The sequence below is a fragment of the Paenibacillus sp. O199 genome (genome assembly GCF_001636635.1).
In the GTDB taxonomy this organism is placed as follows: Bacteria; Bacillota; Bacilli; order Paenibacillales; family Paenibacillaceae; genus Paenibacillus; species Paenibacillus marchantiae.
The window spans coordinates 12,110-25,298 of the sequence record NZ_LGRP01000041.1; the positions used below are offsets into that span (position 1 = coordinate 12,110).

A 13,189-nucleotide genomic window follows, 5' to 3' on the forward strand; every position below is an offset into this window, starting at 1 on the left:
ACATGTCGGTACAGGATAAGAGTGATCAGCAGCCTGTGAAGCATCGTCACCGGGCGGAAGGGCCACAGAAACACGTCGTTGTTTTTATTTTCTCGATTGTCCTGACGCTAATTGCGTTCGCGGCTGCTGCCGCGGGAGGAGTCAATACGACCTTTACCATTATTATATTGGTGGTTATGGCGATCCTTCAGGTGTTTGTACAGCTCGGTTACTGGATGCACTTGAAGGATAAAGGGCATTTGATGCCGATCCTGTTCATGAGCTTCGGATTTTTCGTAGCTTTTACGTGCATCATTATGGCACTCTATTGGGTTTGGTGGTAAAAGAGATGGCGGCGGCGCAGTGTCGCCGTCTTTTCCCCTTTTAGGCGGATCAATCCGTCAATGGATTCAGGCAACAACCAAATCAGGTCACGGGGAGGTTTCCCGTATGCTCGGGTTGCAATATTTTAGTTTCAACGATTTATGGAGTCCACTTATTATGGCATTGTTTCTGCTCATTGCTGCAGCTTATCTAGTGCTCGTTGGTCCGTTCAGTGAGCGGATCAAGGGGGCAGATCAGGCTACGGTCGCACAGAAAATGATGTTTATTACTGGGCTTACCGTGTTGTATCTTGCACAAGCGGGGCCATTCAATCTGCTGGGTCATGTGATGTTCAGCTTCCATATGGTGAGTATGGCTCTGTCCTATCTGGTAGCGCCACCGCTATTGATGAAGGGATTACCCCTCTGGGTATGGCGCGGAATCATCCGGTGGCTGCCGACACGGCAGTTATCTTTTTTGGCTCATCCGATCGTGGCGGCTGTGCTGTTTAACGGGTTGTTCTCGTTATATCATCTACCCGTGGTACATGATTACGTGATGTTAAATTTTACGGTTCACCGTTTGTATTACATTGTACTTTTCATTACTTCCATGCTGATGTGGTGGACGCTGCTCAATCCGTTGCCGGAAGGGAGACAAGCGTCGGGGCTGTCTAAGATTGGTTTTATTTTTCTGAACATGGTTCTTCTGACACCAGCTTGTGGACTAATTATTTTTGCCTCCGAACCCTTGTATGCGACCTACAGCAATCCTGCCGTATGGGCTGAGGCGATGCGGTATTGTGTCTCCGGGGATTCCACAGCATTGCTGCGATCGTTCGGTGGACCGGCGTTCTTCAACTTTCTGTCCTCTGCCAAGGAGGATCAGCAGGTGGGCGGTATTTTGATGAAATTCATACAGGAAGGCATCTTCGTCTCCATGCTGGCGTATGTCTTTTTCCAATGGTACCGCAAGGAAAAACGGGAAGATGATGATGATCCGTACCCTGTAGAGAATACGGGAGGACCGCTCAATCCTGCAGCGAAATAACACAAGTTTTGTTTGGACAAGAGGGGGAAACACACGATGGATATGTATTTTCTGCTACCCACGATCAGTACTTCTTTCATTGTGATTAGCGCAGTGCTGGTTGGAATTGGCTGGGTGCTAATTATCCGTGGCAAACGGGAGGCGCACCAAACCGCGATGATTGCAGGGGCCATTGCTGCCCTTCTGTTCTTTGTCATTTATATGTCTCGTACCATCTTTGTCGGGAATACGGCTTGGGGTGGGGACCCGGAAATGGAGATCTTCTATCGAATATTTCTGATCTTTCATATTATCCTTGCCACGGTGGCAGCGGTCTTCGGGATTTCCACTTTGGTGCTTGGGTTCAAAAAGAAATTCAAGACACATCGCCGTTGGGGGAGATTTACATCCATGATCTGGTTTAGCAGTGCTATCACAGGCGTTATTGTATACGTTTTGTTGTACCTGCTGTATCCTGGTGGACACACTCGTCCGGTATGGGAAGTCATTTTGGGTGTTTAATGCAATGAATTGAATTCTTTGAAAATATGAAAATGGATGTATCCACCCGTGGATTGGTCCAAGCTTCCTCTCGCATTCATTCATAGAATGAGTTCGAGAGGGGGAAAACAAATGAAAAAAACAGTCCATGTAAGTCAAACGTATCCACGTCTCACGGTGTATTCAGAAGAGGATTATCGTGGAAGAAGCAGGGTATACCGTGGTAACACGGGTCTCCGTAATCTGGACAACATCCTGGGTGGGGTAGAAAGCCTGCGTTTCTTCTCGACAAGTTCGAATGCAACGTTGGTTGTGTTTACGAGACCTAACTTTCAAGGCGGATTCCGCGTCTTTCGTGGGAACACCAACTTGAGAGATTTGGATGATCTGATTCGTGGCAATGATGTGGAATCTTTGATTTCCACCAATCAACGGCTTACTTTGGACGAAATTCGTGCGATTCGCAGTAATCGCAGCCTGCCAAGTGGCTACAACCTCGTTTAAGGATTAAACCTCTTCAGTATTCAGGTGCCGGGAAACAGGAAAGAGCTGTTCCGAATTGTGTTCGCACAATATCGGATACAGCTCTTTTTTTGGTTTGAGGAGTTATCCTAATCTCCACCACCGCCACTATCTCCACCACTGTCGTTGCTGGTTCCACTATCGCTACTGTGATGGTGATTAGATCCCGAAAAAGAATCACTGTCATGATGCTTGTGATCGTGTGAATGTTTGGAATGATGAGTGTAGGAGTCATCATTGGTGGTAATGACCGGGTATGCCGGAGAAGAGTCGGTGTAGCCGTTGTTACGGCGAACTCGATGTCTGCCTTTTTTGGCAGCATGACGCTTGGGTTCATCCCGCAAAATGAGCCAGATGACCACGATAAGGAAGAGGAGCACAAAGCCGATCTCAACCAGCCAATCCATAGGTGAATCAATCCTTTCTATGTATCTCTATAGTATCTCTATAAGTTGAATGAATAAAATTACAATGAATCATTGTACATTCAGAATCATGTTTTATTTTATCGTAACTCTGACGTGAATCCCATCCTTTCTTCCTGATTCAGGAAAATAAGGAGTTGACGGGAATAGGGAGTGGTCTGTATACTGTGTATATTGATATATACAGTGAGCACAGTCGAGATGGAAAGGCAGGCAATGATATGAACGAATGGAAGCAGGCTTGGTGGCTGACCCGCAGCGAGATGAACAAGGATAAGCTCCAATGGCTGTGGACCGCAATTTTTATGATATACACGGGCAGCATGAGCGGTGTGATGTTATTAGGACAACAGAAGACAGATTTCATTAATCCTGTTGTTGATACTTTCTTTTTGATCATGGTGCCATTTCAGGGATTCGTGTTCAGCAGGCGTTCCTTCCGTTACATACAGGAGGATTCCTATACACAGATGTTGGCCTACTATCGCAGACTTCCCATTCCACACGAGACAGTGATGTGGTCGAGACTTCAGCAGGCTCTGATGGCGTTTACGTATAATGGTATCTTTTTCTATGGATCACTGTATGTGGTTGGGTTGCACGAGGAAGGGTTCCGGTGGGATCAGTACCTGGCCTTTGGCATAACTTGTACAGGTTACGGACTTCTCATGACAGGCTTATATATTTACGGAGAGTTTCTGCACAGTGGCAAAAAATATTTGCTTCTCAGTTCACTGTTTTTGCCGCTTACGATCATCCTATCCTTGCTGATCCGAACGTCGGGCAGTTACGGATTTTCGATTGTAATTGATATGAGTAAATCATGGGGGCTGCTTTCCCCGATTATGTGGGTTGCTTTGGTGGCTGGCATAGCAGGATTATGGCTTTTCAGTCGGTTGACGCTGAAGAAACTTTCCACTCGGGATTTGAGTTAACGGTATGAAGGATGAACGCAAAAATGAATACAGGATGAAACCGGCACGGACAGGTAACAGACTGGAGTGTACCGGAGGGCGAGGTGCAAGATGTGAAAATACCCATTCAAATTAATGAAAATAGCGCTGAACCTTTATACCACCAAATTGAAAATCAGTTAAGATCGTTAATTGTTACGGGTCAGTTGGGGGAGGGAACACATTTGCCGTCCATTCGCGAATTCGCCGGATCACTGAATTGCAGTGTTATAACGGTTAGACGGGTCTATCAGGACCTGGAGAATGAAGGGCTGCTTCGTACGAAGCAGGGGACGGGTACATTTGTGGCCCAGGTAGAAGCCGGCGACAGAGAACATTATAGATTGAAGGCCGCACAGGAAGCGATGCAGGCAGCGGTGCAGTCCGGAAAATCGGTGGGATGTACGGAAGAAGAACTGGAGAGTCTGTTCCGGGAAGTCCTCAAGGCAGTTTACTCGAAGTGAGGGAGTGATTCATACATGGAGCCCATAGCAGTTCAGTTGAACGGCGTATCCAAAATGCGAAAACGCAGAGTTATTGGCCCAATCGATCTGACCATCCCGGAAGGGTATGTAGTTGCTATTCTCGGTCATAACGGTTCAGGTAAAAGCACACTTCTTAACATGCTACAACAAGTGGTACTGCCAGATGCCGGGCAGATTATATGGTTTGGGAAGGAACATGAGGGGCCTCTTCCCATTGAACTGAGACAACAGATCGGTTTTGTGGCTGACAACGCTGGGCTCGAAGAGAACCGGATTACTGCACAGGAAGCAGCTGATTTTCGAGCCTACTGGTACCCGCGTTGGGATATGAAGTTGTTCAACCAACTGATTCACGATATGGAAGTACCTGTTGATGTGAAGCTGAACAAGATGTCGAAGGGAGAGCGACGGAAATTTGAGATCGCTGCTGCAATCGCAGCTCGCCCAAGACTATTGCTTTTGGATGAGCCTTCATCAGGACTGGACCCCTTTGCCTGGAAAGTGATGGTCGAGCAGTTCCGTACCTTCATGGCTGAGGGAGACACTACGATTCTGATTGCCACACATATTGCGGATGAAGTCAAAAGGCTCGCCGATTACATCGTATTGATGCACCGTGGTCAGTCCCTGGGGATGGCCGAGAAAGATATGGTGCTCGATCAGTGGAAAGAAGTCTGGTACGAAGGAGATTTACGACCAGAGAGTATCCCTGGGGTTGTGGAATCTTCTTCTGAAGAGAGAGGACTGGTTCGCGTCATTACTACCCGGGTTAGCGAAGCGCAGGAAAGGCTGGAGCTGGCAAATAACCGGGTATTGAAGATCCGTAACTTGGAATTGGATGAAGTCTTGGCATTCTGGATTGCCGGGTATGCACCCGTACAGTGGAAATAACCGAAGGGAGACGATAAATGATGAACCGATTGGAATTGAAGCAGGTAGTCAAGCAATATGCAGACAAAACGGCAGTTAATGGTGTGACGCTTAATGTACAAGAAGGGGAGATTTACGGTCTGCTCGGAGCCAACGGCGCTGGTAAAACAACAACGATGCGTATGGTGCTTGGGCTAATCCACCCGGACGGGGGAAGTATCCAGTACAACGGCAAACCCTATAGCAAAGAATTGCAGCAGATTATGGGATATCTTCCGGAAGAGCGCGGTTTGTACCCGAAGGTAAAGGTCAGTGAACAGATCAACTATCTGGCCCGTCTGCGCGGCATGAATGGAAAGGATGCGGATCAGAGCCTGAAGTATTGGTTGGACCGATTCGAAGTGCCGGAGTATTACGACAAAAAGATTGAGGAACTATCCAAAGGGAATCAGCAAAAGATGGGCTTTATTGCCGCAGTGGTTCACAGACCGCAAATTCTCATTCTGGATGAAGCCTTCAGCGGACTTGATCCGGTCAACGTGGAATTGCTGAAATCCACGGTGAAGGAGTTGCGTGACGAAGGTACCGCCATTCTGTTCTCAACACATCGCATGGAGCACGTCGAAGAATTATGTCGTCAGATAACAATCCTGCATCGCTCCAACACCGTTGTACAGGGAGAGATTAAGGAGATCAAGAGCCGTTATCCACGTGAGCATGTGTTCCTGAGCACCATGGGTAATGTGGGCGGTCTGGAACAGCTGCCGGGTGTGAAAAAGGTAGAGCAAAATGAGCGTGGATACCTGATCCATATTGGTCAGATGGAAGCAGCTCAGGAAATTCTGAGAGCAGCCATGGCTCAGACGACCGTTGAACATTTTGAAATCAAGGAACCAACGCTTAACCAAATCTTTATTCGTGAGGTAGGTGAGTCGAATGAATAAAATGGGGACAATTATCGGATTTACGTTCAAAAACAAAGTAAAAACGAAGTCTTTCATGGTGACGACTATTGTACTTGCACTTTTAATTACGATTGGACTCAATATTCCATATTTCATTACCTTATTTAATGGCGGTCCCATCGGTGGAGGCTCGAGCACAAATCCGGTAAATATCGGTCTGCTGAGTAAAGGACAAACGGAGGTAGCCGAGAAGCTGGAGACATACTCTTCCGCACAAGGCAACCAAACGTATCGTTTTGTTAACGACGCGAGTAAAGATGAAGCGGCACTCAAAGCCGATGTGGAGTCGGAGCTTTTGGATGGGTACCTGAAGTTTGAACCTGTTGCGGGGCAAGACTTCCCACAACCTGTTTTGTACTCAAGTGAAGATATCTCCCCGCAGGTTATAGCACCCATTGAAGCTGCGCTGCAAATTGTGAAGCTGGATGTCGTGGTGAAAGATACACTCACGGCGGAACAAAAACAGCTCATCAGTACGCCGGTAAAACTGACAGAGCAAAACCTGGATTCTGGCCAAAGCGGAGCTGCAGCGGAGTCGGAAGGTACCATGAGTGGCATCAATTACATTGTGGTATATCTGCTGATTATCCTGTTGTTCACATCAACGATGATGACAGGTAATATGATTGCTTCCGAGATTACAGCCGAGAAGAGCTCGCGTATTATGGAGATTTTGATTACGAGTGTATCTCCGCTCAGTCAGATGTTTGGTAAAATTATCGGTATTTTCATGGTAGGTCTATTGCAAATCGGTATTTTCGGTGCAGTAGTTGCCGGAAATATGCTGTTACCGCATAACCGCGATGTATTGAGTGATTTCAACATGAACCTGGGTGATGTGAACGTCGCAGTCATTGTATATGGACTCATCTTCTACATTCTGGGTTACTTCCTGTATGCGGTGATGTTCGCGGCCATTGGTTCGATGGTGAGTCGGACAGAAGAACTGGGTCAGGCCGTGCTGCCGATTACGATGTTGTCCCTGGTTTCCTTCTATATTGCAATTTTCAGTATTGCTACACCGAACATCCTGTTGTTGAAAGTAGCAAGCTTCATTCCGTTCACATCGCCAACGGCAATCCTGGTACGGATTGGGGCAGGCGTTGCGCCAACTTGGCAGATCTGGACGTCTCTGGCCATTCTCGTGGTATCGATTATGATCTTCGGCTGGCTCGCAGCGAAAATCTATCGTACAGGTGTGCTGATGTATGGTAAACGCCCAACGTTCAAGGAATTGTTCAAAGCGATGAAGGCTTATAAGATCTAATCCAAGTTTACGAACACGGGTTGTTAACTTTAAATTAAAATGTCGGTAACTTGATAGTGATTTGTCGTTAACTTTAAATTAAAGTGCCGTTTCTCCTTGATAAATCAAGGTTTTTCATCAAAGTAATTATGAATCTAGAAACAAATTGGTTTTACAGTATTATGTCGTTTTTTTGAAATTGTAGATTTAATAATAAAGGGACTGCTGGAGGCAGTCCCTTTTCTCATAACGAAAAAGCATCAGGACATCAAAAAGGAACCATCGAAAATGCTTTGGGGAATATCAATCGTATTTTTCATGCTTTCCCAGGGACAACATTCTCGAACCATATGGAACGTGGTCAATATGATTCTGCTAACAAGGCTTGTGTTGATATTAATGGATTGCATGAGATGATTCATATTATATTAGTTGATTTAGTAGCAAACAAATATAATCGAGGAGTTGGTGGGATTCCTGATGATCTTTGGAATGAAGGGTTGAAAATATCTAAAGTTTCAAGGGGTTTACCCCAAAATAGGGAGTATATTGAGCTATTGTTTGCTTCAGAATCTAAATATAGGGTTCTTGGACTTAAGGGTATAGAGATATTTGGGCAGTTTTTCTATAGTGAGGCAGTGAATGAACTACGCCTGAGGATTAGAAATGAGAGTGGAAATCCCAAAGTAAGGGTAAGGCATGGAATTGATTTAAGACATATCTATGTGTATGACGAATTTGAAAAGAGATATCTGGAAGCAAGTCTAAAACAGACATCAAGATTGATTAGATGCCGGATTGATCCTAGGTATCCTTTACATGTGGAGCATTTGTCAGAGTTGTGCAACAAAAACAATAGAGAAGATTACACTTTCCTTCAAAATCAGGAGAATGTATCTCATGCATTGAAGGTACTTGAAGAAGTAGTTCGCGAAGGGAAAAAGGAGTATTCATTAATTAAACGTAGGAGAAGAAAGGTTGAAGATAGAGAAACCTCACTAGTAAGTGCTGTAAATGAATTGAAGAATAAAGCATCTTTAGTTCCAGAAAATCCTAATATTATTTTGATTAAATCTGAAGCAACTGATCTAACCCCTGGGGATAAACATGTGGATCTAGAAGTGTCGATTCCAGAGAAGGCGGTAGAACCTTCAGAAATATCTAAGATTATTACTACGGAAAATGTTGACCTACAGAAAATCAACTCCAGTTGGGGTATAGGGAGGAAGTCATGATAGTGGATAAATTCGAACGATTGAATGGTGCCCCTGCAAGTAGGGTTGAACACAAACGTAGAAAGGAGCATGTGAAGAAGATTATTGTTCACCACCCTCAATATAACGAGGTTTTAGAGCAACTTGAGGATATGTTATACATGAGCGATGGAAGTGTTTCTCCAGACCAGTTGTTTATTTTCGGACCAACAGGAGTAGGAAAGAGTACAGTTACAACAGAGTTTAAAGATCGCTATCCGCCGGTTGAAGTGTTCACTTCAGATAAGCACTATACACGTATTCCTGTTCTTCACGTAAGAGTCCCTCCCAAAGCATCGCCAAAGGCACTTGCCTCAAAATTATTAAATCAAATGGGAGATCCTTTTTTTAACGTGGGGACAGAGGTTCAGATGACAAGTCGTATTCATCATTTTATTAGGGAACTTGAAATTAAAATGATTATACTGGATGAGTTCCAGCACTTAATTGATAGTGACAGGGATAGTGTGCTTGCAACAGCTGCTAACTGGGTCAAAACATTTTCTGAAGAAAGTTCTATCCCTGTTGTTCTATGCGGTATGCCGAACTCAATTAATATTTTTGCCAAAGAAAAGCAATTAGACAGAAGATATGCTACCAAGTTATCCTTGAAGGGATTTGAGTATTTTACAGCAGAGGATAAAGTCATGTTTCGAGCTTTTTTAGATAAAGTGGAACAGGAACTGCCTTTTGCAGATAAATCAAACCTCTCAAATATCCGGTTAGCTGATAAATTGTTTTATATTTCAATGGGTATTCCATTTTACGTGATGAAGCTGTTGGAGTTTGCTACTGAAGTTGCTTCAAAAAAAGGTGAAGATAGTATCCATGAGAGTCATCTGGAACAAGCCTTGAAAAAGATTGGACAAGTATCTCGACCATTTAGAGTCAATCCATTTAATCAGGATAATTTTGATTTGATAGATGAATTATCAAGGGAAACGAAAAAGGAAGGGAATTCTAAAACATCTCAGTTTGCTGAAAAGCAAAACAATCGTAAAAAATGAGACAGCAGTAGTATTCATAAAATCTCCTAAGAGTAAATTTAAACAACTTCTACAGAAGGGAAGATGTACAAATGATAAGTTGTTTCGCTTACATCAATTCAGGATACTCAACTACATATATTACATAAACGCACGTTTTCATGTGAAGTTGGTACCAAATATTATATAATCATAGATAAATGTGAATTCAGTATTTGTAGTTACCTTAAGGATTATGGAATCAACTTGATTATTAAATTGCCCTGATTTTATATGTTGAATTTAAATAAAAGAAGATTACTTATAACTTTTTGTTTGAAGGTAGAGTTTGTATTTTTTTAAGTAAGTGACTTATCTCAAAATATGAAAGAGAGCAATAATTAATGGATAACTTAATAAGAAAAAGTATAATCGCAATGATTATGTTAGTGATGTATGTTCCGCTAAATATTTGGCTTTCAAGCTCGTTGTTTAATCTTGTCATGAAAGTAGATATAGGTATTTTTTATAGGTATGCGACTGATAACAAGTATGGTGAAGATATCTTCTTTTCTGAAAAGATTGATAAAGAAACAAAAGTAAGTCAGACAATTCAAGAGATATTCCAGTTAAAAGGTGAGCTTCAGACGGATAGTATTCAAGATACATTTGCCAAGTTATTAGAGGACGAGCATTTTTTCATTCAACAGATAGAAAAGAATAGTGAATATATTAGTTACTTGACTTCAAAAGAATTAACAACAGAAGATTTAATTACATATATGAATCTAATAGCTGATTTAAACAGCAAGATTATGAATGGTAGCTTCTATTTGTCGGCCTTAATTTTATTCTTATTGATGTACTTATTATTTGAATTTAGGTTAGAGCTATACTTTATTGCAGGAGTCCTATATATATTTACTACTTTGAGTACATTCACCTCGGGAATATTTGCAAATATATTTTTCTACCCTATGCGTTGGATGAGTCAGATTATGCGTGTTAATTTGGATTATAACTTTGAAGAATACGCTATGTATATTGAGTTTTTGCCAACAATTAAAGAGGCATTTTTATCTTTTATTATTTTTGATACAGTGGTTCTGGCGTGGAGAGAGAGGCGGAAGAAGAGAAGAACAATGAAAATCACAGAGATATATTATTCAATAGATGAGATTATTAATGTATTGAGTAATCTAGAGGTATTTAATAGTAATTCTCCTTTTATCAAGGTGAATAAAATCAAAGTAGATTTCAACTATCTCTATAAGTTTACAAAAACGAAGAAAAAGGATCCTGCATTAAAGGAAGTGAGAAGGCTCACTCTAATGCTTCTGTATAGAAACCAATCAATTGCTCTTTTAACCAAGGACGTACTTAATGTTATGGAAAGATTAAAGCAAGAATTAAGTAAATCTATCGTTTTCAAATCTGAAATTGATCAACACTACAAATTTGTTATGGTGAGTAAGCAAAATGCCAAACTTAAATGACGCTCCTTGCATGACATTTTCAATCAGAAATGTTATTAAGCTGAGTGAAAAAAAGGTCCTCTCCCATTCTATAATTACTGTAAACATAATTTAAATGACAACTCCGACCGGTGTTTTACATGTCGGTTTTTTTGAGCCCAAACAATAACGATGGTGCTAAAAACTATTTAGTAAATACCAGTAGTTATGTTATTGATCGTGCCAGGCAGTTTGAAGTGTTCTCGGTTACGTTTGATGTCATGTGATTTATACTTACTCTCGATGTGGCGTGGATTTTGTCACGTATAATTAAAGACCCAGCACGCTCCTCACATCAATGGAGTATGCTGGGTCTCGTGTTCCTCAGAGTCTACGCGAACAAATCCTGTTTACTCTGATCTAATGAATAAAAGCAAGGTCAGCTGCTTTCGAATTGAGTTGCAAGGGGGAGTGTAAAATAAAATTTCACACCAGATGGTGTATTCTCAGCTCCGAAGGTCTGTTGATGTAGCTGCATGATTTCCTTAACGATAGAAAGTCCAAGTCCTGTTCCCCCAGACGAGCGACTTCGTGCATTCTCTTCGCGGTAGAAACGGTTCCAAATCGACGGTAATTCACTGTCGGGAATTTTTGGACCCTCATTAGTGACGGAGACATAGACAGTACGTTCACTTCTGCTTAATTCAAAGTCTAAACGTATGGAGCTTCCTTCTGTGGCATAGTGAATGGCGTTACTCAGATAATTGAGCACTACCTGTTCAATTTTCTCGGGATCAGCCACGACAAGGAGACTCTTGTCCTCCGAGATAAGAATGTTTAATGTTTTAGCGTTAGAAAGTGGCTTCATATTTGCAGCAGTTTCAGCAATCAACTCATAGAGTAGGAACGTAACTGGCTTTAATTTGACAGTTTGAGCTTCAAGTTGTGTCAATTCCAACATGTCTAATACAAGCTTTTCCATTCGATTCGCTTCTCGTAGTATCGTTCGGGCGTACTGCTCCCTTTTATTCTCCGCAATGAAGTCAACCAGACCTTCCGCGTAACCTTTGACTACACTAATTGGTGTCTTCAACTCATGCGAGGCATCCGAGACGAATCGCTTCTGAATGACTTCCATTTTGCTCTTATATTCCATCTCCTCAACCAGCTTTTCATTTGTCAGCTGTAGTTGGTTCAAAGTGCGTTCTAGATTCGATGATAGGCTGACAAGGCTAGTGGACAAGCTACCAAGCTCGTCTTTGGTTTTTATTGGGGATATCGCCGTGAACTCGAGTTTCGCCATTTGGGCTGCGGTCTGATTAAGTTTGAGTAGTGGGCGAGAAACCCATTTGGAAAATAGAAAGGACAAAACCACGATCAGCAGCAGTCCACCTACGATGCTAAAAAAAGCATAGTACATTTCAAGCGCACTAAATGCCTCTTCGAGCTGCGTTAAAGGTGTCAACGCAAACAAATACCCTTGGGTAACGCCGTTAACGATAATTGGCTGGATAAACACGAGATTTTGAACGCTGCTTACGGCTTCTTTCCATTCCGAATGAAAGGCTTCACCATTGGCCACTTGTTCTGAATACTCTTCTGGAAGGGGAAACCAAGCTTTGAGTGCGGCGGCCATGATTCCCTCTCGGTTATTCCATTGTCCGGGCTTGGGCAAAAGTATGGACACAATAGAGCCATGCACCACCTCTAGTCTTTCTGTGTTCACATTGTTAGGGAGGGTGCCAATCGATGGCGAATACTCCTTCGTGATGACGTATGGCGAGAACAATTTTCTGTTTTGCTCATCGTAATATTCTCCTTGAATTGAGACACGGTCATCTTTTTGCAAGCCGTACTGCGCAAGTTTTGATAAATCGGAAAAGAAAGAAGTGGAAACAGCGATCCTCTCACCGCTATCTGTTTCAATCCACAGTTTAAAGGGATTGTCATAACGAATCTGTCCTTGCTTGTCCAGAATTGCTATTTGTACGTGATTTTGCGTAATGAAACGTCCCATGACAGAAGAAATCCTCTCCATTGGAAAATTCTGTTGACTGTAATACGAAGCGAAGCTGGATAGTTTTTTTTGAAGATCCGAAGCTCGCTCATTCTGGTAGAATCGTTCAAAAAAAAAGAAGTGGCCGGAGATGACTATTGCAAAAAATATGATATAGAATACTAAATTGGCAGCGAATAGCTTGAACACGATTCCCCTAGA

General features: G+C 42.7%; 14 protein-coding genes. 12 read left to right on the forward strand and 2 right to left on the reverse strand.

From position 1 onward, the window contains the following. Positions 1-2 precede the first annotated feature (2 nt). From A6049_RS28945 to A6049_RS28960, 4 genes are all read left to right on the forward strand, one after another. Entirely contained in the window at positions 3-323 is a 321-nt protein-coding gene (locus A6049_RS28945; protein WP_063567899.1) for a cytochrome C oxidase subunit IV family protein, read from the forward strand. Positions 324-429: 106 nt separating this feature from the next. Further along, positions 430-1,353 carry a cytochrome c oxidase assembly factor CtaG gene (gene ctaG, locus A6049_RS28950; RefSeq protein WP_063567900.1) on the forward strand — a complete coding sequence of 308 codons (924 nt, stop codon included), beginning with the start codon at positions 430-432 and terminating at the stop codon, positions 1,351-1,353. A 36-nt stretch (positions 1,354-1,389) separates the two neighbouring features. Then, positions 1,390-1,854, forward strand: a complete 465-nt coding sequence (locus A6049_RS28955) for a DUF420 domain-containing protein (protein ID WP_024632131.1) — start codon at positions 1,390-1,392, stop codon at positions 1,852-1,854. Between the two features lie 111 nt (positions 1,855-1,965). Beyond that, the gene (locus A6049_RS28960; protein WP_063567901.1) at positions 1,966-2,337 is read left to right on the forward strand and encodes a hypothetical protein; all 372 of its coding nucleotides are present in this window, start codon (positions 1,966-1,968) and stop codon (positions 2,335-2,337) included. 107 nt (positions 2,338-2,444) lie between these two features. Here the strand turns inward: A6049_RS28960 and A6049_RS28965 are convergent, their stop codons facing one another. After that, entirely contained in the window at positions 2,445-2,762 is a 318-nt protein-coding gene (locus A6049_RS28965) for a hypothetical protein (protein WP_063567902.1), read from the reverse strand. A 155-nt stretch (positions 2,763-2,917) separates the two neighbouring features. On the opposite strand from A6049_RS28965, the gene A6049_RS28970 reads away from it, so the two are divergent. The 8 genes from A6049_RS28970 to A6049_RS29005 all read left to right on the forward strand — a co-directional run bounded on the left by A6049_RS28970 (position 2,918) and on the right by A6049_RS29005 (position 11,013). Beyond that, positions 2,918-3,715 carry a hypothetical protein gene (locus A6049_RS28970; protein WP_095206246.1) on the forward strand — a complete coding sequence of 266 codons (798 nt, stop codon included), beginning with the start codon at positions 2,918-2,920 and terminating at the stop codon, positions 3,713-3,715. 92 nt (positions 3,716-3,807) lie between these two features. Next, positions 3,808-4,197, forward strand: a complete 390-nt coding sequence (locus A6049_RS28975; RefSeq protein WP_063567922.1) for a GntR family transcriptional regulator — start codon at positions 3,808-3,810, stop codon at positions 4,195-4,197. Positions 4,198-4,212: 15 nt separating this feature from the next. Further along, complete coding sequence (locus tag A6049_RS28980) at positions 4,213-5,109, forward strand: ATP-binding cassette domain-containing protein (protein ID WP_063567903.1); 897 nt, start codon at positions 4,213-4,215, stop codon at positions 5,107-5,109. A gap of 20 nt (positions 5,110-5,129) precedes the next feature. Continuing rightward, complete coding sequence (locus A6049_RS28985; protein ID WP_063567923.1) at positions 5,130-6,032, forward strand: ABC transporter ATP-binding protein; 903 nt, start codon at positions 5,130-5,132, stop codon at positions 6,030-6,032. Further along, entirely contained in the window at positions 6,025-7,320 is a 1,296-nt protein-coding gene (locus tag A6049_RS28990; RefSeq protein WP_063567904.1) for an ABC transporter permease, read from the forward strand. The genes A6049_RS28985 and A6049_RS28990 overlap by 8 nt, the downstream gene beginning before the upstream one ends. Positions 7,321-7,712: 392 nt before the next feature. Next, positions 7,713-8,534, forward strand: coding sequence for a hypothetical protein (locus A6049_RS28995; protein WP_143038143.1), 822 nt, complete (start codon positions 7,713-7,715; stop codon positions 8,532-8,534). Further along, complete coding sequence (locus tag A6049_RS29000; RefSeq protein ID WP_063567906.1) at positions 8,531-9,559, forward strand: TniB family NTP-binding protein; 1,029 nt, start codon at positions 8,531-8,533, stop codon at positions 9,557-9,559. Before A6049_RS28995 ends, A6049_RS29000 begins: the two co-directional genes overlap by 4 nt. Before the next feature lie 362 nt (positions 9,560-9,921). After that, on the forward strand, positions 9,922-11,013 hold the full coding sequence (locus A6049_RS29005; RefSeq protein WP_063567907.1) for a hypothetical protein: 1,092 nt from the start codon (positions 9,922-9,924) through the stop codon (positions 11,011-11,013). A gap of 397 nt (positions 11,014-11,410) precedes the next feature. Here the strand turns inward: A6049_RS29005 and A6049_RS29010 are convergent, their stop codons facing one another. Continuing rightward, positions 11,411-13,177, reverse strand: a complete 1,767-nt coding sequence (locus A6049_RS29010; protein ID WP_161490657.1) for a sensor histidine kinase — start codon at positions 13,175-13,177, stop codon at positions 11,411-11,413. Positions 13,178-13,189 lie beyond the last annotated feature (12 nt).

Coding starts and splice junctions, on each gene's coding strand:
- A6049_RS28955 (WP_024632131.1), top strand. CDS start 1,390: ATGGATATGTATTTTCTGCTACCCACGATCAGTACTTCTTTCATTGTG.
- A6049_RS28960 (WP_063567901.1), top strand. CDS start 1,966: ATGAAAAAAACAGTCCATGTAAGTCAAACGTATCCACGTCTCACGGTG.
- A6049_RS29005 (WP_063567907.1), top strand. CDS start 9,922: ATGGATAACTTAATAAGAAAAAGTATAATCGCAATGATTATGTTAGTG.
- A6049_RS28965 (WP_063567902.1), bottom strand. CDS start 2,762: ATGGATTGGCTGGTTGAGATCGGCTTTGTGCTCCTCTTCCTTATCGTG.
- ctaG (WP_063567900.1), top strand. CDS start 430: ATGCTCGGGTTGCAATATTTTAGTTTCAACGATTTATGGAGTCCACTT.
- A6049_RS28990 (WP_063567904.1), top strand. CDS start 6,025: ATGAATAAAATGGGGACAATTATCGGATTTACGTTCAAAAACAAAGTA.
- A6049_RS28985 (WP_063567923.1), top strand. CDS start 5,130: ATGAACCGATTGGAATTGAAGCAGGTAGTCAAGCAATATGCAGACAAA.
- A6049_RS29000 (WP_063567906.1), top strand. CDS start 8,531: ATGATAGTGGATAAATTCGAACGATTGAATGGTGCCCCTGCAAGTAGG.
- A6049_RS28995 (WP_143038143.1), top strand. CDS start 7,713: ATGATTCATATTATATTAGTTGATTTAGTAGCAAACAAATATAATCGA.
- A6049_RS28980 (WP_063567903.1), top strand. CDS start 4,213: ATGGAGCCCATAGCAGTTCAGTTGAACGGCGTATCCAAAATGCGAAAA.
- A6049_RS28945 (WP_063567899.1), top strand. CDS start 3: ATGTCGGTACAGGATAAGAGTGATCAGCAGCCTGTGAAGCATCGTCAC.